This is a genomic window from Litchfieldella qijiaojingensis, assembly GCF_014651875.1.
Lineage (GTDB): Bacteria > Pseudomonadota > Gammaproteobacteria > Pseudomonadales > Halomonadaceae > Litchfieldella > Litchfieldella qijiaojingensis.
The window spans coordinates 1-22,074 of the sequence record NZ_BMXS01000028.1 but is presented as its reverse complement, the minus strand read 5'-3'; the positions used below and the strand labels follow the sequence as shown (position 1 = coordinate 22,074).

The window sequence follows — 22,074 nt, the reverse complement described above, 5'->3', positions numbered from 1 at the left end:
TTCAGGCCTCGGCCAGCACTGCCGCCTCTTCTATCCCTACCGATACCAGACGCGACACCCCCGGTTCCTGCATGGTCACTCCCATCAAACGTTCCGCGGACTCCATGGCAATCTTGTTATGAGTGATGTAAATGAATTGCACCGTTTCCGACATTTCTTTCACCAAATTGGCATAGCGTCCCACATTGGCATCATCAAGTGGAGCGTCAACTTCATCGAGCATGCAGAACGGTGCCGGATTAAGTTGAAAGATAGCAAATACCAATGACAACGCAGTGAGGGCTTTTTCTCCCCCGGAAAGCAAATGAATAGTGCTGTTCTTCTTGCCGGGAGGGCGTGCCATGATCGCCACCCCCGTTTCCAGCAAATCCTCGCCGGTCAGCGTCAACCATGCGGTTCCCCCTCCGAAAACCTTGGGGAAAAGTGCTTGCAGACCGGCATCGACCTGATCGAAGGTCTGCTTGAAACGCGTGCGCGTTTCCTGATCGATCTTGCGGATCGCGCGGTCTAGCGTCTCCAAAGCCTCGCTGAGCTCGGCATGCTGGGCCTCCAGGTAATCACGCCGCTCGGCCTGTTGATCGTATTCCTCGATGGCCGCCAGGTTGATCGCCCCGAGGCGGCGGATCTTGTCAGCGAGCCCCTCCAGGCGGCTCTGCCAAGCTGATTCGGTGGCATTGGGATCGAGCCCCTCGGCCAACTGGGCGGCATCGTGGCCCAGTTCATCGAGTTGCTGCTGCTGGACATCGGCCTTGAGCGCCAGGGCCTGGACCTGCATGCGTCCTTCCTGCAGACGCTCGCGAATCCCTTCCAGGTTGCGCTCATGCGCTTGACGCGCCAATTCCTCGTTGCGCAACTGTTCGGCAAGCCCCGCTGCCTGGTCGCGGCAGGCATTCAGCGCCTGCTCCTCCTGCGCGCGCCGATGCAGCAGCTCGTCGAGCCGCTCGCGTTCGTCCTCTTCGGGTTCGCGCAACATCTCGCGGCTTTCCTCGAGCTCCGCGCACTTCTCCTCGAGCCGTTGGCGCGACTGTTCGGAGCGGCCTTGTTGCTGCGACAACCCTTCGCGCTCGGTGGTAAGGCGTTGATGCTCCAGCGCCAGTCGCTGCGCCTGGTCGGCCAATGGCCGTTGGCGGCCTCGCAAGCTGGCCAAACGTTCCTGGGCGGTGCGTCGTTCGCTCTCCAGTGTCTCGCGCTGGGCACTACTGTCCTCGAGGATGGCCATGGCTGACTGCCAGCGATCGCGCGCGGCTTCCAGCTCCATGGCCCGTTCTTCGTGCTGTGCCTCGAGGCGCTCGAGTTCCTCGTCGAGCTCCCGGGCGCGAGCGTCGAGATGCTCCAGCCGGGTAGCCAGGTTGGCTTCCTGCAAGACGAGCTGTTGACGCTGCTGGTCCTGATCGCGCTCCTCCTGGCGGCACTGTTCGAGGGCTGCCTCGATTTCCTGGCCACGCGCCTTGACGGCCGCCAGACGATCGTCGTGCTGGACCAGGCGTGTTTCAACGCGATCCAGCTCCAGCGCCACCTCGTCGCGCCGCCGCCGACTGGCGAGCAGGCTATCGGCGACTTCGGCCGCGCCACGACGGCGCGCCCAGCCACGCCCCAGCCACAAGCCGTCGGGTGTAATCACGCTCTCGCCGGGGGGCAGTTCAGCCTGCATGGCCCAGGCGGCGTTCTGGGAATCGGCACAGCGAATACCGGCGAGCAACACGCTGGCGCCTCCGGCATTGTGGACCCGAGCGGCCAGGGAATCCTGCCGGAACTCGACGTGGGAGGCACCATCCTCGACCAAGGGCAGTTCGCCCGCTGCCAATGTGGCCAGAACATCGCGCGAGGAGTCCAGTGGAGTGACCCGAGCATTGAGCCAGGCTGACAGCACCCAGGACACGACGTCCTCCCAGCCGGGATCGACCGCCAGCCGCTCGCCCAGCCTTGGCGCCCGCTGCAGGTCGTGCTCGGCCAGATGCGTATCCAGGGCTTCGTCGTTATCGGCCAGACCCGCCTGGATCAGGGCATCCAGCGACGCCAGTTCACCCTGCAACGTGCTGCGTGTCTGGCGATCATCCTCGCGGGCCTGCTCCAGGCTGGCCAGCTCTTCCTCGACGACCTGACGCTGCTCGCGTAACGATTCGCGACGCGCCTCGAGCGTCTCGCGGGCCAATTCGACCTCGGCTAGCCGCTCGGCCAACTCGCTGCGTTGCTCGCGCAACTCGCTGACATCGGGCAACTCCTGCGACTGTTGGCGTCGACGCTGGATCTCCCCGGCAAGCGACTCCAGGGCTCGTTCGAGCCCCCTCACCTGATCCTGGGCGCGCTCGGCATCATGATTCGCCTGGCGCAGGGCGTCGCTGAAGGCAGCCCAGCGTTCTGCACTCTCGGCGTCGGCCACTTCGGCCTCCTCGAGTGCGTCCTCGAGCTGGGCCAGGTTCTCGTCGACCTCCTCGCGTTCCGGCCCTAGCGTCTCGAGGCGTTCGTCGAGGGCCTGCAAGCGTTCGTTGTCCGCTTCGCCGAGTTGATCGAGTTCGGCCAGTTCGCGCCGTGCGCTTTCCAAGTCACGGGCGAGTTGCTGGTCACGCGACCGGGCATGCTCCAGGCTCTGCTCGAGGCGCGCGATCTCGGCGGTGGTGTCGTAGAAACGCCGTTGATGACCTTCGAGTTGTTCAGCCAGACGATCATGCTCGACGCGCGCCTCTTCGAGGCGAGACTCGCACTGCCGCTGACCGAGGATCTCGCGCTCGACCTGGATCTCCAACTCGCGTACCCGGCCTTCCTGCTCGTCCTGCTGGGCACGTAGGCCACGGGCACGTAATAACGCCAGCTCGCCCTTGAGACGGTATTCCTCTTGCTTCAGGGACTGGTAGCGCTTGGCCGCCTCGGCCTGGCGCTTGAGGCGTTCGAGCTGCTTGTCAAGCTCCTCGCGGATGTCGTCCAGGCGCTCCAGGTTCTCCTGGGTACGACGCATGCGATTCTCGGTTTCGCGACGGCGCTCCTTGTACTTGGAGATGCCGGCGGCCTCCTCGAGGGTGGCGCGCAACTCCTCGGGGCGTGCCTCGATCAGTCGCGAGATCATGCCCTGACCGATGATCGCGTAGGAGCGCGGCCCCAGGCCGGTGCCGAGAAACAGGTCGGCGATATCGCGGCGACGGCACTTCTGGCCGTTGAAGAAATAGGTCGATTGAGCGTCGCGGGTGACCTGACGCTTGACGGCGATTTCGGCGTACTGGGCGTAGAGGCCGCCCATGCTGCCGTCACGGTTGTCGAACAGCAGCTCGATCGACGCCTGTCCCACCGGCTTGCGACCAGTGGAGCCGTTGAAGATGACGTCGGTCATCGATTCGCCACGCAATGTCTTGGCCGAGGATTCGCCCATCACCCAGCGCACGGCATCGATGACATTGGACTTGCCACAGCCATTGGGGCCGACGATGGCGGTCATGTTGCCATCGAAAGGCACCGTCACCGGGTCGACGAAGGACTTGAAACCGACCAGCTTGATGGACTTGAGACGCACGGTTATTCGACAACCCTGTCGATGACAACGTCGATGGGCTCGCCATCGGTATCGCCCACCGCTACCCCCTGGCGGTCGCCGAACAGGTCGCCGGCCTGGGGTGTGGCCTGCCCGCTGGTCGACACCCTGACCATGAGGCGCGCCTCTTCGACTTGGGAAAGCCGTGCCGCGTCGCTCATGGCATGACTGTCGTCAAGGGTCACGGTGAGTGGCAACTCCGACAGCGTAGTCCTGGCTACCGCCAGCGGTGGCAGTTCACCCTCCATGTCACGCGCCACCACGAACACGGTGGCGTCGTCGTCGAGCAAACCACGCAGCTCGGCATCAAGACTGACCCGCACCTGAATGCCCGGACCACGGGACTGCGCCGTCTCGAGTTCGTCGGACGCTACCCCCAGGCGGCGCTGCGCAACGGCGATGCCTTCACGCAACGCCCTGGCCGAACCGGGATCGTCGAAGCCGGCGATCGCCCGCCGCCAGTGCTCGATGGCCTGTTCATAGCGACCTTCGTCGAAAGCGTGGATCCCCAGCATGCCAAGCACGAGGGGTTGTCGCGGGTCCTTGTCGAGCGTTTCGTCGACCAACGCCTGCACCTCATCGGTCAAGGTCCGGTTGGCAACGAAGAATCGTATCTGGGCAAGCTCGCCAAGCAAGGCGGGATGGCGACCTTCCAGTTCGATCAGCCGCTCGAGCGCATCGATCGCCTCGTCTCCCTGGCCGCTGTCGCGATACAGGGGGTACAGCGACGACCATACATTGGGGTTGTCGGGCTGACGCGCGGCCTCCTGTTCGAGTCGCTCGATCATCATAGGCAGGGAGCGCTCCGGGTTGTTGCGCACTTCCTGCTGCACCGTGAACAGCCTCAGGTCACCCTCGGCACCCTGTTGCTGGTACCAGAGCACGCTAGCGATCACCACGGCGACCATGACCAGAGGCACGGCCAGTCGCCCGGACAGCGGCGACTTGAGCGGGCGACGCTGCGTCGCCTCGGTATCCTCGAGAAGGCTACGCTCCAGGTCCAGACGGTCTTCGTCAAAGCGCGCCTGATCGATTTCGCCTCGCGCCAAGGCCGCTTCCAGGGATGCAAGACGACGACGAAAGATCGCCACGTTCTGGTCGGCGGTACGGTCGTTGGCCTCGAAGTCCTGCTGGGCCGCGTGCAGTGTCCGGGCACCGCGCAGGGGCGATACCAGCAGCCACAGCGCGAGTACCAGAAGCAGGCCGAAAGCTACCCAAAGCAACGTCATTCGGTCCTCTCGCGTTTGATCAGGGCATCGAGCCGGGCGCGCTCGTCAGCCGACAACTGGCGCACCGACGCTTGGCGGCGAGAGCGTACGATCAGCATCACCACCACGCCACCGACGACGACCAGTGCACCTGGCAAGCCCCACAACAGCCAGGTGCGACCTTCCAGGCGTGGGTTGTAGAGCACGTAATCCCCGAAACGATTGACCATGTGATTGCGGATTTCAATATCCGAGCGACCATCCTGCAACAGCGTGTAGACCCGCTCGCGCATGTCGGCGGCAACCGGGGAATTGGAGTCGTCGATGGCCTGGTTCTCGCACTTGGGGCAGCGCAGCGACGCAGTCAGGTCGCGGTAGCGCTGTTCGAGCACCGGGTCGTCGAATTCACGCACCTCGACGGCGCCCAGCACCAGGCCAACGACCAGCAACAATGCCAGCAAGGCCAACCCTCGTCGGATCACTGCCATTTGCGTACCTCCGGCAGAATCGTCTGTTCGACGTCCTCGGGCTTGATGTAGCCCGTGTGGTGATAGCGTATGATCCCGTCACTGTCGACCAGGAAGGTCTCCGGCGCCCCGTAGACTCCCAGCTCGAAGCCGAGATCGCCTTCGGGATCGAAGATGTTGACCTCGAAGGGGTTGCCGAACTCCTCGAGAAACTCGCGCCCCTTGGCTCGGGTATCCTTGTAGTCGACACCGACCAGTCGCACCCCGCGCTCGGCCAACGACAACAACTGCGGCATCTCCTGCTTGCAGGTTGGGCACCATTCCCCCCACACGTTGACCAGGGTCACTTCGCCCTGGAACAGGGATTCGTCGACCACTGCCTCAGGATCTTCCAGGGTCGAGAGCTCGAATGCCGGGAACTCCCGGGCCAGCAGAGCCGAATCGCGGTGGAAGGGATCCAGCGACAGGCCCAGGTAAAGAAACCCGGACAGCAGCAGAAACCCCGCCAGGGGCAACAACAGCAACAAACGCCGCTTCATGCCGGCACCTCGCGAGTCGAAGGCGCCTGCTGTGACGTCTGTGGCTGGCGCTTCAGCCTGTAGCGGCGATCGACCACCGCCAGTATACCGCCGGCGGCCATCAATAGAGCGCCGAGCCACAACCAACGCACGAAAGGCTTGAACTGGATACGCATTGCCCAGGCGCCATCCCCCAGATCCTCGCCCATGGCCACGTAGAGGTCACGGAACAGGCCGGGGCGCAGCGCCACCTGGGTCATTGGCATGCCGCGCGCGATGTACAAGCGCTTCTCCGGCACCATGGTAAAGGAGCGCGAGCTGCCATCGCGGCTGACCTCGATGAAAGCCGTGTCAGCCAGATAGTTGGGGCCACGGCGACTGCGCAGGTCGTTCATGGTGAAGGTATAGCCCGCGACCTCGACGCTATCCCCCGGCGCCAGGCGAACATTGCGCTCGACGGTGTAGTTGGAGACCACTGCCACGCCGATGATGGTCACCGCCACGCCCAGGTGGCCAAGCACCATCCCCCAGTAAGCAAGCGAAAGCCTGCGCAGGCCGGCACTCGGCGATCCGGCTTGACGGATCTTGTCGAACAGGTCGCGCACCATGGGCAGCACGATCCACAGCGCCGCCACCAACCCCAACGACACCCACAGGTTCCACTCTCCGCCGACCACCAGCGGGGCCAGGATACCGATGACCAAGGCCGCCAGACCAGCCAGACTCAGGCGCCGGAACAGCTCGCGAGCCGACATGCGCTTCCAGCGCGAGCTGGGCCCCAACCCCATGAACACGCACAGGATCACGGTCAGCGGCACGAACAAGGTGTTGAAGTACGGAGGCCCTACACTGATCTTGCCCAGCCCCAAGGCATCGAGCAGCAACGGATAGACGGTGCCCAGCAGCACAGTAACGGTCACGATCACCAGCAGGATATTGTTGATCAGCAGCAGGGCGTCTCGCGACATCCAACTGAAGGGCACGACATGCCCGACCCGCGGTGCACGCAGGGCGAACACCAGCAGCGACAAGCCAACGGTGATGCCCAGCAGCGCCAGGATGAACAGGCCGCGCGAGGGGTCATTGGCGAAAGCGTGCACCGAAGTCAGCACGCCGGAACGTACCAGGAAAGTTCCCAGCAGCGACAGCGAGAAAGTCAGGATCGCTAGCAGCACTGTCCAGCTCTTGAAGGAACCACGCTTCTCGGTCACCGCCAGCGAATGCAGCAATGCCGTGCCGGCCAGCCAGGGCAGCAACGAGGCGTTTTCCACCGGGTCCCAGAACCACCAGCCACCCCAGCCAAGTTCGTAATAGGCCCACCAGCTCCCCAGTGCGATACCCACGGTGAGGAAGGCCCAGGCGATATTGGTCCAAGGGCGCGCCCAACGCGTCCAGGCGGCATCCAGGCGGCCACCCAGCAACGCAGCGATGGCGAAGGCGAACACCACCGAAAAGCCCACATAGCCCATGTAGAGCATCGGAGGATGGATGATCAGGCCGAAGTCCTGCAACAGCGGGTTGAGGTCGGCACCGTCTTGGGGCACCGAAGGCAGCAGCCGCGCGAAGGGGTTGGAAGTCACCAGTACGAACAGCAGGAAACCGGTACTGACCATCCCCATCACGCCCAGCACCCGCGACACCATGTCCTCGGGCAGGTTGCGCGAAAAACGGCTCACCGCGAACGTCCAGCCCGCCAGCATCAGGCTCCACAACAGCACCGAACCTTCATGGTTGCCCCATACGGCGCTGAACTTGTAGTACCAGGGCAGCATGGAGTTGGAGTTGTTGGCGACGTTGGCCACGCTGAAATCGTCGAGCATGTAGCTCGCTGTGAGACACAGATAGGCGAACACCACGAACAGGAACTGCCCGGCCGCCATGGGCCGGGCGAAGGCCATCCACAAGGGACGGCGAGTGGCGGCACCGGCCAGTGGCATGACCGCTTGGAAGAACGCCATCAACAAGGCGATCACCAAGGCAAAGTGGCCGATTTCGGGAATCATCTTGGTCAGCATGGCAACTCCGGGCTAGTCGGCGCCTTCGACTTTCATGCCAGTGTACTTATCGGCATAGTCGGATGGCGAATATCCCGCCGCCTCCAGGGCTTCGGCGACTTCGCTGGGCATGTAGTTCTCGTCATGCTTGGCCAGCACTTGGTCGGCACGGAAATGGCCGCTTTCACTCAATTTTCCGACCACCACCACGCCCTGTCCCTCGCGGAACAGGTCCGGCAGGATACCGCTGTAATGGACATCCAGTTCTTCGACGAAATCGGTGATGACGAACTCCACGTCGAGACTATCGGGATTGCGCGAGACGCTGCCCTCCTTGACCATTCCGCCAGCGCGGATCTGACGCTCGATGGGGGCCTCGCCGGCCGCGATCTGGATCGGGCTGAAGAACAGGTTGATATTGGCTCGCAACGCGTAAAGGGTAAGCCCCACGGCGATCGCGGCCAGCGATACCAACCCCAGGATCACGAACAATCGTTGCTTGCGTTTAGGCGTCATTGACTTCTTTCCTCGGCATCTCGCTCATGGCACGCCGTTCGCGACGTTTGAGGTCGCGCAACAGGCTGCGCCGCTCGACCCTGGCATGGATCAGGGAGCCGAGCATCAGGGCCGCCGTCATGCACCATGCGGCCCATACGTAGGGGGCATGCCCTCCCATCGCCAGAAATTCCTGCAGGGAATCGAAGGCCATCATCCCTCCTCCCGCGCCAAGTCTCGCACCCAGCGCTTGTTTGACTCCCGGCGCAGAATTTCGCTGCGGGTGCGCATCAGGGTCAAGGCGATGAAGAAACTGTAGAACCCCAGCACCATCAGCAGCAGCGGCCACCACATTTCAGCGGGCATCGAGGGCCGCGAGGTGATGGTGAAACTCGCCGGTTGGTGCAGGGTGTACCACCAGTCGACGGAATACTTGATGATCGGGATGTTGACGACCCCGACCATGGCTAGCACCGAGGCTGCCCGGGAGCCGCTATCGCGGCTGGCGAAGGCACCGCGCAGGGCGATCACGCCGAAATACAGGAACAGCAGGATCAGCATCGAGGTCAATCGCGCGTCCCACATCCACCAGGTCCCCCAGGTCGGCAGGCCCCACACCGCGCCGGAGAACAACGCGATGAAGGTCATCGCCGCCCCCAGCGGCGCCATCACCGCCGCCGCCATATCGGCGACCTTGATCTTCCACACCATGAATACCACCGCGGCCAGCGCCATGCCGACGAAAATCGACTGTGCCAGGAAGGCCGCCGGAACATGCACATAGATGATACGGAAGCTATTGCCTTGCTGATAATCCGCAGGGGCGAAAGCCAGCCCCCAGACGCTTCCCACCAGTATCAGCATGGCGGCAGCGGCCCAGAACCAAGGCTGCAGGCGCTCGCTGATGTCGTAGAACCACTTGGGAGAACCAAGCTTATGAATGAAGGCCCACATGCCCCATCTTACCTCTCAACCATTGATACTGATGCGCAACGCTGCGGCAATGGCCCAAGGCGCCAGCATCAGAGCCGTCGCCAGCAACGCCCCGAGGATTGCCAGGTGCGCCGCACCGCCATCACCGAGAATCGCCGCCTGCACCGCACCAGCCCCGAAAATCAATACCGGAATGTAAAGCGGCAACACCAGCAACGACAGCAATACACCGCCCCGGCTCAGTCCCACCGTCAGCGCCGCGCCAATGGCACCGATCAAGCTCAGGCTGGCACTACCCAGTGCCAGCGACAGTGCCAACATCAGATAACTGCCCGCCGGCAGTGCCAGCATCAACCCCAGCACCGGAGCCATCAACGCCAACGGCAAACCGGTCAACAGCCAGTGCACGGCCACCTTGGCCAGCACCATTGCCGGAAGCGGCTGCGGGGCCAGCAGCAACTGTTCGAGGCAACCATCATCGAAGTCGGCACGAAACAGCGAATCGAGTGACAACAACGTCGCCAGCAGTGCCGCTACCCATAGCAGGCCCGGAGCGATCGACGCCAGCAACTCGGGGTCCGGGGATATGCCCAGCGGAAAAAGCGTGATCACCAACGCGAAGAACACCAGCGGATTCAGGACCTCGCTGCGCCGGCGCAGCATCAGGATCAGGTCACGCCGTACGGTCGCCGCTATTGCGACCCCGAGCCCTCCCTTGGGTTCAATGGCCCGCATCGATTCAGTGGCCTGCATGTACCGCTCCCCGGCCCAGTCGGATACGCCGCAACTCTCCCAAGGGTGTCAGGTCATGATGCGTGGTCAGTAGCACACTGCCTCCTCGCCGCGCATGTGCCAGCAGCCGCTGCTCGAACTCTGCGACGCCATCGCGGTCGATGGCGGTGAAAGGTTCATCGAGTATCCACAAGGGGCGCTCGATCAACTCAAGTCTGGCCAGGGCGATGCGTCGCTGCTGCCCTGCCGACAACTGGGCGGCGGGAATGTCCTCGAACCCCATCAGACCGACCGCCGCGAGCGCTTTCATGCGCGCGTTCTCGTTACCGGTCTCGCCGGCCAGCGCCTGATACCAGGCCAGGTTCTCCAGCGGCGTCAACGCTGCTTTCACTCCCGGGGCGTGCCCCATATAGAGGAGGTTGGCGAGAAAGTCGCCACGCACTTGGCGCATCGGGGAACCGCACCAGTAGAGTTCGCCACGGTAATCGGCCAATTGCCCCGAGAGGATCTTCAGCAAGGTAGTCTTGCCGCTGCCATTGGGGCCCTCGATGCACACGATTTCACCGCTACCGACCTCGATATCCAGGTCGGCGAACAACCAGCGATCGTCACGTTCACACGCCAGGTGTCGCGCCTCCAGGCGGAAGGTCACCTTCATCTCCAAGCCGGGGAATCCGCCCGGCACTTTACATGGAAAGCCACCGCCTCGCCAGCGCAGCGGCTGTGTCAGCCAGTCGCAGCAAGGCATGTCAGCTATTCCATCATGCCATTTTTGTCCTGGATCATCTCACAACCTTACACCGGCTGGGCTTGCCAGCCGCGAGCGGGCTGCTATGATGCGGGAAGTGCTGTAAATATCAACAGGTCTCCACGCGCCTTGCCGCACTCCAGGGAGAACACACATGCCGCACACCACACCGCATTACCTGCACCGCCTGGCCAACCTACCACTGACCGACGCCTGGGAAGAGATCGACGCCACCGACTTGATCGAGGTTCCGCTATTGGGACGCGTCTCCGCCGGGCTGCCGATCGAGGCCTGCCCCGACCAGTCCAGCGTCTACGTTCCCTCGCGCATGGTGCGGCGCAATACCTACGCCCTGCGGGTGTGCGGCGACTCGATGATCGATTGCAATATCCACGACGGCGACGTGATCATCATCGAACGACAAGAGAGCGCCGAAAACGGCGAAACCGCAGTGGTTATGATCAACAGCCAGGAAGTCACCCTGAAGAAACTGTATATCGAGAAATCCGGTGTGCGTCTGCAACCGGCCAACGAAAGTATGCCTCCTATCTACCTAAAGAACGACGATATTCAGGTGTTGGGACTCGTCATGGGAGTGATGCGACAATCCGCCAGTGCCGCCTGATGTCTTATCCGATCCCCGATCTCCCCTCCGGCGAGTGGCAGGAAAGCGAGCTGGAGGTGGAAAAGAGCCGTTTCATCACTTGGGTGAATCATGCCCCTGAGGTCGCTGACTTCGAGGCGTTGCTGTCGCGTGCCCGCGAACGACATCCCAGTGCCAGCCACCATTGCAGTGCCTTTATCGCCGGCCCCCCGGGTGAGCAGCAGGCCATCGGCTTCTCGGACGACGGCGAACCCGGCGGCACCGCCGGTCGCCCCATGTACCAAGTGCTCGAAGGCTCCGGGATGGGGCAGATCGGCTGCGTGGTAATCCGCTACTTTGGGGGTACCAAGTTGGGTACTGGGGGTTTGGCCCGCGCCTATTCCCAAGCGGTCGCGCAGGCCCTGGAATCGCTGCCGACCCGCGTCTTCACCCCACGTATCTCACTGCGCTTGAAACTCGATTTCGCCGGCGAAGCAGAAGCCCGTGCTTGGCTGACCAGCCAGAACGTGCCTATCGAACATGCCGACTACGCGGCCGATGGCGTGGTGTTGACGGTGGCCTGGCCAGACGAAAAAGCCCGTGATATCAGCCCGCTGAAGGCGCGGTTACGCGGCCGGCTGGAGTGGGTGTCCGACTGAGCCGACCTCACTCCAGACGCCCCTCGCAACTGCCCAGCGCCACCTGGTAGGACAGCTCGATGTGGTGCTCGAGAAGGGCCCGGGCGCCCTTGACGTCGCGGTTCAGGGCCAGCTCGACCAGTTCGCTGTGCTGGCCATCCAGGGTCCGACGGATCTCCGGCACACCCGGCGCCATGCGTCGATAGCGATCGAACTGGTCGTGCAGCTGGTCGATGAAACGTAACAGCCACACCGAACCGCACGGCGCCACTAGGGTGCGGTGGTAGCGAGCATGCAGCAGCTCCCACTGGTCTACCTCAGCGGAGGCCATGTCGGCGCGCTTGAGGCGATGCGCCGCCGCCAGCAGCTCCGACTCCCATTCCGCGTCGCCATGCTGGATCGCCCGCTCCAGCGCCATGCCCTCCAGCTCGCGGCGCATCTCGGCAATATCGTCGAGCTCCTCGCGAGCCAGCCGCGGCACGCGAAACCCGCGCTGGTTCTCCTGGATCAACAGTCCATAGGCCGCCAGCCGGTTGAGCGCCTCGCGTAGGGGGCTCAAGCCGACCGCATACCGCTCCCTCAAGGAGCTGATGGCGATCTTCTGGCCCGCTTCGAAACGGCCATTGACCAAGTCCTGGCGCAGGGTATCGAAAATACGACTGCCCCTCGTCGTGGCGGCCTCCTCCCGCTTGGGTACTGCCATTGCTGCCTTCCTCGCTCATCTTCGCTCATCATAGCTTGACGCAACTTTGCCAAACAATTTATATTCTAGCTCAAATAATCGATTTTTCATACAAAAAGACGATTCTTTATGAATAAATCTGCAAGTCATGTCAGCATCCTATTTGTGCCACTTCCAGCGCCAGTCGTCGGGCGCAGCGCGCTCCCGGAGACGATCTCTCGAGGAAGCGCGTGATGTCGGCCAGCCAGCGTCGCCTGTTCTGGGCCTTCCTGCGTATCGGGCTGTTCGGCTTCGGCGGCGGCCCGTCGATGATCCCGCTGATCCGCGCGGAAGTCGTCTCCCGCCATGGCTGGCTCGACGACGATGAGTTTGCCGACATTCTGGCCATCGCCAACACGCTGCCCGGCCCCATCGCCACCAAGATGCCGGGCTATATCGGCTATCGGGTCGGCGGTATCGCAGGTTGCCTCACTGCCGTCATCGCCGTCATCGGTCCCACCATCGTTGCCATGATCGCCCTACTCGGTCTGTTCAGCCGCTATCGCGACGTGACCTGGATCCAAGGTATGGGTCAGGGAGTCGTGCCGGTGGTGATGGTGATGATGGCGCAACTGACCTGGGACTTCTGGCAGAAATCCCGCCTCACGCTGGGCTGGCTGGTCAGCCTGGCGCTGGCGACATGTGCCGGCGGCTTGATCTACTGGCTTGGCGTGCACCCCGGTTGGATCATCGGTGCCGTATTGATCACCGCACTGCTGCGGCCTACCCCCAGAGCGGTCAAAGGAGTGGCCCGATGATCTATTGGCAACTGTTTCTGGCCTTCTTCATCCCCAACATCATCGGCTATGGCGGTGGTCCGGCGATCATCCCCCTGATCGAGGCCGAGGTGGTCGGCCGCTACGGTTGGATGGGTGCTCAGGAGTTCGCCGAAACCCTGGCACTGGGCAACGCCCTACCCAGCCCCATCGCCACCAAGATGGCCGGCTACGTGGGCTATGACGTGGCCGGCATCGGCGGGGCCGCCGTCGCGGTGTTCGCCACCGTGGTGCCATCGCTGCTGCTGATGCTGGGGGCCCTGGGCCTGCTCTATCGCTATCGCGAGTCGCCGCGCGTCAAGCGCATGAGCCAATGGGTACGCCCGGTGATCGCGGTGATGATGGCCTGGCTCAGTTGGAGCTTCTTCAGTGAGGGCCTAAGCGGTGCGGGACTGATCCACACCCTGCTGATCGGCATCGTAGCGGCTATCGCCCTGTTGCGGTTCAGGGTCCATCCGGCCTTCGTGGTCATGGCGGCCCTGATCTATGGAGGGCTTTTTCTCGGTTGACCACACATCCCGCACGGCCCGCAACGACAAGAAATATCCGATGACGGGATCACGCGCTCACACGCCGTCGATGAACGGCTTCCACCATCACACCACAACACAAAAGGTGTTCGACATGACGCGTAACAAGCTGACTTTCACTACTACCATTGCCGCCATCGGCCTCGCTTCAAGCCTGGCGCTGACATCCACGGCCCAAGCCGACTATCCTGAACAGGATATCCGCCTGGTAATCCCCTATGGGCCGGGTGGCGCCACCGACATCATCTTTCGCCTGATCTCCCAGGAAGCCGAAAAGCATCTCGGCGAGTCCGTGGTGCCGGTCAACATGGCCGGGGCCGGCGCGACGCTGGGATCGCGCCACGTCAAGGACGCCCATCCCGATGGCTACACGCTGCTCGGCAGCCACGACACCATCGCGCTGTCGAAGCTGGCAGGAACCGTGGATTATTCCTACGATGCCTTCGAACCCATCGCCCTGCTGACCCAGACCATCAACATCCCTACCACCCATGCCGACCACCCGGTGCAGAGTGCCGACGAGATCGCCGACTACGTCCGCGAAAACCCCGGCGAAGTCCGCTTCAGCATGATCCCAAGCTCCACCGATCATTTCTTCTGGGCGCAGTTCTTCGATGCCGCCGGCATCGACATGGCCGACGTGCGGCTGGTCGGCTATCCCGATACCGGCGAACAGGTCTCGGCGTTGATGGCCAAGGAAATCGACTTCGCCATGTTCAACCTCCCCTCCGGAGGCGCCTTCTACGAGGACGGCACCTTCCGCCCGCTCGGCGTGGCTCATCCCGAGCGTCTCGATGGCCTGCCAGACACGCCTACCCTGCGTGAGCAGGGCATCGAGCTCGATCACTCGACCAGCCGTGGCCTGTTCGCGCCCAAGGGAACGCCTCAAGAAGTGCTGGACAGCGTCGCCGAGGCCTACAGCAAGGCGCTGGAGAACGAGACGCTGCAGGGGCGGATCGAGAGCGAATTCGGTTCCGTGGCGCGCTTCCTGGCCGGAGACGACTATCGCGAATTCCTTGACCAGAACGAAACCGGGCTGACTGCCGCCGCACAAAGCATCGATTTCCAGAACTAAAGCGACTCACGTCGCCGGCCCTTCCGGCCCACCGGAAGGGCTCACACTGGAATCCTCGGGAGTTCTCGACATGTATCGACTCACCAAAGACCGAGCACTGGCACTGGCCATGCTGCTGCTGATCGCCATCATGCTGGTGGAGTCCGGCAACATTCCGGAAAAGACCAGCTGGCAACCATATGGCTCGGCATTGTTCCCGCGCATCCTGCTGTCCGTGATCGGCGTGCTGGCGGCCGTAATCCTGATCAAGTCGCTGTTGACCCAACCGTCGCCGACCGGCGCCTTTTGGCCAGCGATCAAGGCCTACCTGTCCAACAATCGCAAGATCCTGCTGTTGTTCGCGCTGTTCGGCCTGTACGCCGCCCTGTTGCCACTGGTCGGCTATATCGCCGCTACGCTGGGATTTCTCCTGCTGTCGCTTGCCCTGCTGTTGGGCATCGACTCGAGGCGCAAGTGGACGATCATCCTGGCCGTCAGCGGCACGCTAGTGCCTCTGGTCTATGTCGTCTTCCGCTTCGGCCTCAACGTCTGGCTGCCCTGACCTTATCGGAGTGAGAAACCATGGCTGACTTCTTTCTGCAAGCCTTGAATCAGGTCGGCAACCCGGCAGTGCTGGCTCTGATTACCATCGGCGTGATGTTCGGCATAGTCGGTGGCAGCATCCCCGGCTTCACCGTGACCATGGCGATTCTGGTGGTCTTCCCCTTCACCTTCGCCATGGATCCGGTCAGCGGCGTGGCACTGATGATTGGGGTCTTCGTGGGCGGTTATTCGGGTGGCATCGTCTCGGGCGTCATGCTCGGCATCCCCGGCACGCCCTCCTCGATCACTACGGTCTACGACGGCTACCCCATGGCCCAGAACGGTGAACCTGGTCGTGCCCTGGGGATCGGTATGCTGGCCTCCTTCTTCGGCACCGTGATCAGTGTGGGGGTGCTAGTATTCTTCGGGCCGCTGATCGCCGGCTTCAGCATGAATTTCCGCCCCTGGGAGATCACCGCGCTGATCGTCTTCGCCTTGACCCTGGTGGCCGGCCTGTCCAACGGCGCGCTGCTCAAGGGACTGCTGGCGGCGGCGCTGGGACTCCTGATCACCACAGTCGGTTACGACCGCAACAGCAACCTGCGCTTCGACTTCGGCTTCGAACCCTTGAACTCCGGCTTCGAGATCCTGCCAGTGATGATCGGCGTATTCGCCTTCTCGCAACTCATGAGCAACCTCGAGCAACTGAGCGACGAGCGCGCTACGAGCCAGCGCGTCGATACCAAGGTGGCAATTCCCTACCGCCAGATCCTGGTGGACCTGGCCGGGCAAAAGCTCAATACCCTGCGCTCGTCGTTGATCGGCAGCCTGGTGGGGGCATTGCCCGGCACTGGCGGCACGGTCGCCAATTTCATCAGCTACGACCAGGCCAAGAAGTTCTCGCGCCATCCGGAGCGTTTCGGCAAGGGAATTCCCGACGGTATCGTGGCCTCGGAGTCGTCCAACAACGCGGTGGCCGGTGGCGCCTTTATCCCCACCCTGGCATTGGGCATCCCTGGAGACCTGCCGATGGCGATCATGATGGGGGTGCTGATCCTTCACGGCATCACCCCCGGGCCACTGATGTTCGAGCAGAATCCGATACTGGTTGGCGCCATTTACGTCAGCCTGCTGTTCGGTGCCGTGATCATGGTCATCTGTCAGCTCATGCTGGTGCGCTGGTTCGCCAAGATCTCGTTGATTCCCCAACAGATTCTAGTACCGGTGGTACTGATGCTGTGCGCCATCGGCGCCTATGCCCTGAACAATAACCTGTTCGACATCTGGGTGCTGTTCGGCTTCGGCATCGTCGGCTACCTGCTGTGGAAGGCCGCCGTTCCCCTGACCCCGCTGATTCTCGGCGTGGTACTGGGTAATAACCTCGAGCGCCAGCTCTTCCGCGCCCTGGAACTGGACAGCAACTGGCTGACCTTCCTGACTCGACCGCTGTCGGCGCTGTTCCTGGCGCTGGCCGTAGCCTCGGTGGTGTTCTCGATCCTCCAGAACCGCAAGATCAACCGCAATCTCAAGGCTCAGGGCAGCGATGCGTGAGCCACGTCAAGGAGCAAGCAATGCAGCATGATGCCCTCTACTACTCCGGCCCGTCGCGACGCATGGTCACCTTCGGCAGTCGTGGCATGGTTGCCACCTCACAGGCATTGGCCGCCCAGGCGGGCCGTGACATATTGGGCCAAGGCGGCAATGCCGTGGACGCGGCAATCGCCACTGCCGCGGCCTTGACCGTGACCGAGCCGACCTCCAACGGTCTCGGCAGTGACGCCTTCGCCATTGTCTGGATCGACGGCAAGTTACACGGTCTCAATGCCAGCGGCCCGGCGCCGCAGAGTATCTCGATCGACGGCGTGCGCGCCCTGGGCCATGAGCGGATGCCCGTGCATGGTCCCCTACCGGTCACAGTTCCTGGAGCCCCTGCGGCCTGGGCAAGCCTGTCGAAGCGCTTCGGCAAGCTGCCGTTCCCTGAGTTGCTGGCCCCGGCCATCGAGATTGCCGAACGGGGCTTCCCGGTCTCGCCGGTGGTCCATCAGATGTGGGCCGAAGCCTTCGAGGATTACCGCGCCCACGACGACACCGCCTTCGCGCCGTGGTTCGACACCTTTGCGCCAAATGGCCATGCTCCGCGTCCCGGCGAGATGTGGCAGGCACCGGATCACGCTGCCTCACTCAGAGCCATTGCCGATAGCAACGCCCGGGCATTCTACGAAGGAGAGCTGGCAGACAAGATCGACGCCTTCTTCCGCGAGCACGGTGGCTTCCTTCGCAAAGAGGATCTAGCCGCTTACGAGCCGCAGTGGGTCGACCCGATCGCCACCCGTTATCGCGACCACGATATCTGGGAGATTCCGCCCAACGGTTGCGGCATGATCGCCCTGCAGGCGCTCGGCATGCTCGAGGCCCTGGGCGAGGAGGGCCGCGACCCGGTAGAGACCCTGCACCGGCGCATCGAGGCCACCAAACTGGCCTACGTCGACGGCCTGCGCTATATCACTGATCCCGGCGAGATGGGCCCGAGCGTGGAGCAGATGCTGTCTCCCGACTACCTTGCGCGGCGCGCCGGGCTGATCGGCGAACGCGCCCTGGATCCAGAACCCGGCAATCCGATCATGGGAGGCACCGTTTACCTCGCCACCGCCGATGGCGACGGCAACATGGTGTCGTTCATCCAGAGCAACTTCAAAGGCTTCGGTTCCGGCATGGTGGTACCGGGGACCGGCATCAGCATGCAGAACCGTGGCTGGTCGTTCTCACTGGACCCCGAGCACGCCAATTATCTGGCCCCGGGCAAACACACCTACCACACCATCATTCCAGGGTTCATCACCAGGAACGGTCAAGCCGTGGGACCGTTCGGCGTGATGGGCGGTTTCATGCAACCGCAGGGTCATGTGCAGGTGGTCAGCGCCATGCTCGACGACCACCTCAACCCACAGGCCGCTCTGGACCTGCCGCGATGGAAATGGACCGAAGGCCTCACCGTGGAGGTCGAACCCGACTTCCCCGACCACCTGGCCCAGGCGTTGATGCGCCGCGGACATCGCATCGTCAAGCGTGCGGATTCCCTGAGCTTCGGCCGCGGCCAGGTCATCCTCCGCGACCCGAACAGCGGCGTGCTGTGCGGCGGCACCGAACCACGCACCGATGGTGCCGCCATACCCTTTTGACCTTTGGAAGTGCACGGCATGCCCGTTGGGCATGCCGGTCATTCACAACGACAAGGAGAAGCCTTATGTCGACTCCGTTGAAACCCATCCTCGATAACGCCAAGATCCCACAACCATCGTGCTGGCGCTACCTTGCCGGTTCACTGGCGGCCATCAGCCTGGGTCTCGCGACCCTGGCGGGCGCGGCCCAGGCAGCCGACTATCCCGAGAAGCCGGTCGAGTTCATCGTCCCCTGGTCACCAGGTGGCGGCAGCGACACCTTGATGCGCATCGTTTCCAACCACATCGAGTCACATCTGGCGCAACCCATGCCAGTCATCAACATGCCCGGCGTCAGCGGCACGGTAGGCCTGGCCGAACTCGCCCAGCGCGAAGCGGACGGCTACACCGTGGGTCAAGTACACGACGGTTTCCTGGTCTCGCACCACACTGGCTTGACCCAGCACAACTGGGATGACTACGAGCCCGTGGCTGCAATCACGGCATCGCCACAGTATGTCACCGTGAACCCCGACCGGGGCTGGGAAACCTTCGAAGATTTCGTCGAATACGCCCGCGAGAATCCAGGAGAAGTGCGCTTCGGCGTCACACTGGGTGGCGTCCCCCACCTGCATGCCGCGATGATCGAGGAGGCCGAGAATCTGTCCTTCCGATATGTCGGCTTCGAAGGCACTGGGCAGCGTATCCGCGCCTTGGTCGGCGGTCATATTGACGCTGCCATGGGGGACATCGCCTCCAGCCACCAGTTCGTGAATAACGGCGACCTGCGTTTCTTGGCCGTGGGACACAATGAACGCATGCGTCAGACGCCCGACGTACCGACCCTGCAGGAACTCGGCTACGACGATCTCAACCTATCGATCCTGCGTGGCGTGATCGCTCCCCAGGGCACGCCGCAAGAGCGCATCAACGTGCTCGCCGGCGCCCTGGAAGCCATGGCTACCGAAGAGGACTTCGTGAGCAGCGTCAACAACGCCGGGGCGGAAGTCCAATTCATGGCACCGGATGAGTACCGCGCCCACCTTGAGGTGTTGGACGACACCGTGGAACGCCTGGCCGGAAATCTCAAGCAATGAGCAGCTCCACCCCCCAAGCCCGGTCGCCTGGCGACCGGGTCTGTCAGAAGGAGGCACGCGCCAAGGCCATGGGGCATATCGTCCTCAATGGCCTGATGGCGGCCCTGTTCGCATCCCTGTTCGTGCGTGCCGGCGACCTGCCCTCGTCGATGTGGGAACCCCTGGGCTCGGGCACCTTTCCGCGCCTGATCCTCGCGGTAATGATGGTCTTCAACCTGCTGATCATCGCCAAGGAAGGACGTCGCTACATGGCTTGCCAGCCATTGGCGCCGCATGCCGTGCGTGACTGGCTTTGGCGACATCGGCTGGCCTTCGGGGTGCTGGGCCTGTTCACTCTGTTGACACTGGCGGTGCCGCTGGTCGGCTTCCGCTGGGCAAGCTTGCCGTTTCTCATCGCTTGCCAGTTCTTGCTCGGAGCCCGGCGTCCGAGAGCGCTGCTGATCGCACTGGTGATCGCCGTGGTGATGTCGTTCGGTGTTGACGCCCTGTTTCGCCATGTCTTCACCATTTCACTGCCGCGTGGGGTGTGGGGATGATCCACCGCCAGTGGCCGAATGCTGATTCGGGAGCCAGACCATGATGGAAGCCATACTCTCCGGAGCAGAGCAGCTGTTCAATCTTCCCACCCTGCTGACCATGTTGGTGGGTGTGACTGCGGGTGTGATCGCCGCCGCCATCCCCGGCTTCACCATCACGATGGCTATCGTGCTGACCTTGCCGTTGACCTTCACCATGCCACCGCTGCAGGGTGTGGCGACCATGCTGGCGGTGTACATAGGCGGCTATACCGGTGGCATGATCAGTGCCGCCCTGTTAGGGATTCCGGGCACCCCCTCGGCAGTCGCCACCACCTTCGATGCCTTCCCCATGGCCCGCCGGGGCGAACCGGGCCGGGCCTTGGCCATCGGTATCTGGGCCTCGTTCTTCGGCACACTGATCAGCTCGATCGTGCTGATCCTGGCGGCGCCACCTCTTGCACTTATCGCCGTCAAGTTAGGTGCCTGGGAATACTTCTCGCTGGTGATCTTCGCCCTGACCATCGTCGCCAGCCTGGTGGGACGCTCGATGATCCGTGGCCTACTCGCTGGTATGCTGGGCCTGTTGATCGCCACGGTTGGCGCCGATCCCCTGATGGGCGTGACACGCTTCACGTTCGATCTGAACTTACTGTCGGCGGGCATCCCGTTTTTGGTGGTGCTGATCGGTATCTTCGCCGTCAGTCAGTTGCTGAGCGAGGTGGAGAATCCCGAGCAGATCAAGCAGGGCAAGGCCTTGATCGCCTCGCGCATCACCTTCCATCCCCTCTCCGCCTTGCATGAGGTCGTGATGCACCCCATCAATCTGGTGCGCTCGTCGCTCGTCGGGGTATTCATTGGCGCCGTGCCGGGCGCCGGAGGCAGTATCGCCAACCTGCTGGCCTACGACCAGGCCAAGCGTGGGTCGCGCACACCGGAAGCCTTCGGCACCGGGTGCAGCGAAGGGGTGGTGGCCTCGGAGTCGGGCAATTCGGCGACCTCGGGGGGCGGGTTGATCCCGCTGATTGCGCTCGGCATCCCGGGCAGCGCGGTGGATGCCGTCCTGATGGCCTCTCTGATGGTACACGGTATCGGCATCGGCCCGCGCCTGATCCTCGATCATGCCGATACGGTCTACGGCATGTTCATGGCCATGTTCCTGGCCGGGGCCATGATGCTGATCGTCTGTCTGCTCAGCATGCGCCTGTTCCTGAAGGTCACCAACGTGCCCAAGTCTATCATCGTGCCGGTGGTGATGACCTGCTGCCTGGTGGGGGCCTTCACCCTCAACAACCGCGTCACCGATATCTATCTGCTGCTGGGTATTGGTGTGTTCGGCTATATCCTGGCCAAGCTCGACTACCCTCTGGCACCGCTGGTATTGGGCGTGATCCTGGGGCCGATTGCCGAAACCAATCTGCGCCGCGCCCTGATGACCGACGACAACTGGACACTATTCTTCACGCGACCAGTATCGCTTGCCCTCCTGGCCCTGGCGGTGATCTCCGTGATCCTGGCGATCCGCTACCGCATGAAGCAACGACACCAGGCAGCCGCGCTGGGGTAGCGGACACCGGCCATGACGGCAGAACGGCGCCCATCGAGACGCCATTCTTCCGTTCAGGACTAGGGAACCATCGACCAGGCATTTCAACCCAGATATTTGATCATCACCCCGGCGGCCACTGCCGAGCCGATGACGCCGGCCACGTTGGGTCCCATGGCGTGCATCAGCAGGAAGTTGTGGTGGTTGTACTCGAGCCCGATCTTGTTGGAGACCCGCGCCGCCATGGGCACCGCCGAGACACCCGCCGACCCGATCAGCGGGTTGATCGGCATCTTGC

At 63.0% G+C, this 22,074-nt stretch carries 23 protein-coding genes; 11 read left to right on the top strand and 12 right to left on the bottom strand.

Annotation, left to right across the window (positions count from 1 at the left end; genetic code table 11):
* Position 1: 1 nt before the first annotated feature.
* The 10 genes from smc to ccmA are packed head-to-tail and all read right to left on the bottom strand — an operon-like array spanning position 2 to position 10,525.
* Positions 2-3,502 (bottom strand): chromosome segregation protein SMC, encoded by a 3,501-nt coding sequence (gene smc, locus IE093_RS19540; RefSeq protein WP_189472164.1) that lies wholly within the window; start codon positions 3,500-3,502, stop codon positions 2-4.
* 2 nt (positions 3,503-3,504) lie between these two features.
* Entirely contained in the window at positions 3,505-4,749 is a 1,245-nt protein-coding gene (ccmI, locus tag IE093_RS19535; protein WP_189472162.1) for a c-type cytochrome biogenesis protein CcmI, read from the bottom strand.
* The gene (locus tag IE093_RS19530) at positions 4,746-5,216 is read right to left on the bottom strand and encodes a cytochrome c-type biogenesis protein (RefSeq protein ID WP_189472160.1); all 471 of its coding nucleotides are present in this window, start codon (positions 5,214-5,216) and stop codon (positions 4,746-4,748) included. Before IE093_RS19530 ends, ccmI begins: the two co-directional genes overlap by 4 nt.
* Positions 5,207-5,734: a DsbE family thiol:disulfide interchange protein gene (locus IE093_RS19525; RefSeq protein WP_189472158.1), complete on the bottom strand. Its 528-nt coding sequence runs from the start codon at positions 5,732-5,734 to the stop codon at positions 5,207-5,209. Before IE093_RS19525 ends, IE093_RS19530 begins: the two co-directional genes overlap by 10 nt.
* Positions 5,731-7,728: a heme lyase CcmF/NrfE family subunit gene (locus tag IE093_RS19520; RefSeq protein WP_308427216.1), complete on the bottom strand. Its 1,998-nt coding sequence runs from the start codon at positions 7,726-7,728 to the stop codon at positions 5,731-5,733. The genes IE093_RS19525 and IE093_RS19520 overlap by 4 nt, the downstream gene beginning before the upstream one ends.
* A 12-nt stretch (positions 7,729-7,740) precedes the next feature.
* Complete coding sequence (gene ccmE, locus IE093_RS19515) at positions 7,741-8,223, bottom strand: cytochrome c maturation protein CcmE (RefSeq protein ID WP_189472156.1); 483 nt, start codon at positions 8,221-8,223, stop codon at positions 7,741-7,743.
* Positions 8,213-8,419, bottom strand: a complete 207-nt coding sequence (gene ccmD / locus IE093_RS19510; protein WP_308427215.1) for a heme exporter protein CcmD — start codon at positions 8,417-8,419, stop codon at positions 8,213-8,215. Before ccmD ends, ccmE begins: the two co-directional genes overlap by 11 nt.
* Positions 8,416-9,156 (bottom strand): heme ABC transporter permease, encoded by a 741-nt coding sequence (locus IE093_RS19505; RefSeq protein WP_189472154.1) that lies wholly within the window; start codon positions 9,154-9,156, stop codon positions 8,416-8,418. The genes ccmD and IE093_RS19505 overlap by 4 nt, the downstream gene beginning before the upstream one ends.
* A gap of 15 nt (positions 9,157-9,171) precedes the next feature.
* Positions 9,172-9,888 carry a heme exporter protein CcmB gene (gene ccmB / locus IE093_RS19500; protein WP_189472152.1) on the bottom strand — a complete coding sequence of 239 codons (717 nt, stop codon included), beginning with the start codon at positions 9,886-9,888 and terminating at the stop codon, positions 9,172-9,174.
* Positions 9,875-10,525 carry a cytochrome c biogenesis heme-transporting ATPase CcmA gene (gene ccmA / locus IE093_RS19495; RefSeq protein WP_422731004.1) on the bottom strand — a complete coding sequence of 217 codons (651 nt, stop codon included), beginning with the start codon at positions 10,523-10,525 and terminating at the stop codon, positions 9,875-9,877. The genes ccmB and ccmA overlap by 14 nt, the downstream gene beginning before the upstream one ends.
* A gap of 244 nt (positions 10,526-10,769) precedes the next feature.
* Here ccmA and lexA point away from each other — a divergent pair, with 244 nt between their 5' ends.
* A complete protein-coding gene (gene lexA, locus IE093_RS19490; protein ID WP_189472149.1) occupies positions 10,770-11,240 on the top strand; it encodes a transcriptional repressor LexA in 471 nt (156 codons plus the stop codon).
* Positions 11,240-11,857: an IMPACT family protein gene (locus tag IE093_RS19485; protein WP_189472147.1), complete on the top strand. Its 618-nt coding sequence runs from the start codon at positions 11,240-11,242 to the stop codon at positions 11,855-11,857. The genes lexA and IE093_RS19485 overlap by 1 nt, the downstream gene beginning before the upstream one ends.
* A gap of 7 nt (positions 11,858-11,864) precedes the next feature.
* Here IE093_RS19485 and IE093_RS19480 read toward each other — a convergent pair whose 3' ends face one another.
* Positions 11,865-12,539, bottom strand: a complete 675-nt coding sequence (locus tag IE093_RS19480) for a GntR family transcriptional regulator (RefSeq protein ID WP_189472146.1) — start codon at positions 12,537-12,539, stop codon at positions 11,865-11,867.
* Positions 12,540-12,751: 212 nt separating this feature from the next.
* On the opposite strand from IE093_RS19480, the gene IE093_RS19475 reads away from it, so the two are divergent.
* The 9 genes from IE093_RS19475 (at position 12,752) to IE093_RS19435 (ending at position 21,797) form a co-directional block, all read left to right on the top strand.
* On the top strand, positions 12,752-13,315 hold the full coding sequence (locus IE093_RS19475; RefSeq protein ID WP_189472144.1) for a chromate transporter: 564 nt from the start codon (positions 12,752-12,754) through the stop codon (positions 13,313-13,315).
* On the top strand, positions 13,312-13,842 hold the full coding sequence (locus IE093_RS19470; protein ID WP_189472142.1) for a chromate transporter: 531 nt from the start codon (positions 13,312-13,314) through the stop codon (positions 13,840-13,842). The genes IE093_RS19475 and IE093_RS19470 overlap by 4 nt, the downstream gene beginning before the upstream one ends.
* A gap of 115 nt (positions 13,843-13,957) precedes the next feature.
* Complete coding sequence (locus IE093_RS19465) at positions 13,958-14,938, top strand: Bug family tripartite tricarboxylate transporter substrate binding protein (protein ID WP_189472140.1); 981 nt, start codon at positions 13,958-13,960, stop codon at positions 14,936-14,938.
* A 70-nt stretch (positions 14,939-15,008) separates the two neighbouring features.
* A complete protein-coding gene (locus IE093_RS19460; RefSeq protein WP_189472138.1) occupies positions 15,009-15,479 on the top strand; it encodes a tripartite tricarboxylate transporter TctB family protein in 471 nt (156 codons plus the stop codon).
* 20 nt (positions 15,480-15,499) lie between these two features.
* Complete coding sequence (locus tag IE093_RS19455) at positions 15,500-17,011, top strand: tripartite tricarboxylate transporter permease (RefSeq protein WP_189472136.1); 1,512 nt, start codon at positions 15,500-15,502, stop codon at positions 17,009-17,011.
* A 20-nt stretch (positions 17,012-17,031) separates the two neighbouring features.
* Entirely contained in the window at positions 17,032-18,639 is a 1,608-nt protein-coding gene (locus tag IE093_RS19450; RefSeq protein ID WP_189472134.1) for a gamma-glutamyltransferase family protein, read from the top strand.
* Between the two features lie 65 nt (positions 18,640-18,704).
* Positions 18,705-19,715, top strand: coding sequence for a tripartite tricarboxylate transporter substrate binding protein (locus IE093_RS19445; RefSeq protein ID WP_189472133.1), 1,011 nt, complete (start codon positions 18,705-18,707; stop codon positions 19,713-19,715).
* Positions 19,712-20,251, top strand: a complete 540-nt coding sequence (locus IE093_RS19440) for a tripartite tricarboxylate transporter TctB family protein (protein ID WP_189472131.1) — start codon at positions 19,712-19,714, stop codon at positions 20,249-20,251. The genes IE093_RS19445 and IE093_RS19440 overlap by 4 nt, the downstream gene beginning before the upstream one ends.
* Positions 20,252-20,291: 40 nt before the next feature.
* Positions 20,292-21,797 (top strand): tripartite tricarboxylate transporter permease, encoded by a 1,506-nt coding sequence (locus IE093_RS19435; protein WP_229803768.1) that lies wholly within the window; start codon positions 20,292-20,294, stop codon positions 21,795-21,797.
* 83 nt (positions 21,798-21,880) lie between these two features.
* Here IE093_RS19435 and IE093_RS19430 read toward each other — a convergent pair.
* Positions 21,881-22,074 (bottom strand): sodium ion-translocating decarboxylase subunit beta (locus tag IE093_RS19430; protein ID WP_189471660.1); only part of this gene is annotated, 194 nt, incomplete at its 5' end.

Coding starts and splice junctions, on each gene's coding strand:
- ccmI (WP_189472162.1), bottom strand. CDS start 4,749: ATGACGTTGCTTTGGGTAGCTTTCGGCCTGCTTCTGGTACTCGCGCTG.
- IE093_RS19530 (WP_189472160.1), bottom strand. CDS start 5,216: ATGGCAGTGATCCGACGAGGGTTGGCCTTGCTGGCATTGTTGCTGGTC.
- IE093_RS19525 (WP_189472158.1), bottom strand. CDS start 5,734: ATGAAGCGGCGTTTGTTGCTGTTGTTGCCCCTGGCGGGGTTTCTGCTG.
- IE093_RS19520 (WP_308427216.1), bottom strand. CDS start 7,728: ATGCTGACCAAGATGATTCCCGAAATCGGCCACTTTGCCTTGGTGATC.
- ccmE (WP_189472156.1), bottom strand. CDS start 8,223: ATGACGCCTAAACGCAAGCAACGATTGTTCGTGATCCTGGGGTTGGTA.
- ccmD (WP_308427215.1), bottom strand. CDS start 8,419: ATGATGGCCTTCGATTCCCTGCAGGAATTTCTGGCGATGGGAGGGCAT.
- IE093_RS19505 (WP_189472154.1), bottom strand. CDS start 9,156: ATGTGGGCCTTCATTCATAAGCTTGGTTCTCCCAAGTGGTTCTACGAC.
- ccmB (WP_189472152.1), bottom strand. CDS start 9,888: ATGCAGGCCACTGAATCGATGCGGGCCATTGAACCCAAGGGAGGGCTC.
- ccmA (WP_422731004.1), bottom strand. CDS start 10,525: ATGAAGGTGACCTTCCGCCTGGAGGCGCGACACCTGGCGTGTGAACGT.
- lexA (WP_189472149.1), top strand. CDS start 10,770: ATGCCGCACACCACACCGCATTACCTGCACCGCCTGGCCAACCTACCA.
- IE093_RS19485 (WP_189472147.1), top strand. CDS start 11,240: ATGTCTTATCCGATCCCCGATCTCCCCTCCGGCGAGTGGCAGGAAAGC.
- IE093_RS19480 (WP_189472146.1), bottom strand. CDS start 12,539: ATGGCAGTACCCAAGCGGGAGGAGGCCGCCACGACGAGGGGCAGTCGT.
- IE093_RS19475 (WP_189472144.1), top strand. CDS start 12,752: ATGTCGGCCAGCCAGCGTCGCCTGTTCTGGGCCTTCCTGCGTATCGGG.
- IE093_RS19470 (WP_189472142.1), top strand. CDS start 13,312: ATGATCTATTGGCAACTGTTTCTGGCCTTCTTCATCCCCAACATCATC.
- IE093_RS19465 (WP_189472140.1), top strand. CDS start 13,958: ATGACGCGTAACAAGCTGACTTTCACTACTACCATTGCCGCCATCGGC.
- IE093_RS19460 (WP_189472138.1), top strand. CDS start 15,009: ATGTATCGACTCACCAAAGACCGAGCACTGGCACTGGCCATGCTGCTG.
- IE093_RS19455 (WP_189472136.1), top strand. CDS start 15,500: ATGGCTGACTTCTTTCTGCAAGCCTTGAATCAGGTCGGCAACCCGGCA.
- IE093_RS19450 (WP_189472134.1), top strand. CDS start 17,032: ATGCAGCATGATGCCCTCTACTACTCCGGCCCGTCGCGACGCATGGTC.
- IE093_RS19445 (WP_189472133.1), top strand. CDS start 18,705: ATGTCGACTCCGTTGAAACCCATCCTCGATAACGCCAAGATCCCACAA.
- IE093_RS19440 (WP_189472131.1), top strand. CDS start 19,712: ATGAGCAGCTCCACCCCCCAAGCCCGGTCGCCTGGCGACCGGGTCTGT.
- IE093_RS19435 (WP_229803768.1), top strand. CDS start 20,292: ATGATGGAAGCCATACTCTCCGGAGCAGAGCAGCTGTTCAATCTTCCC.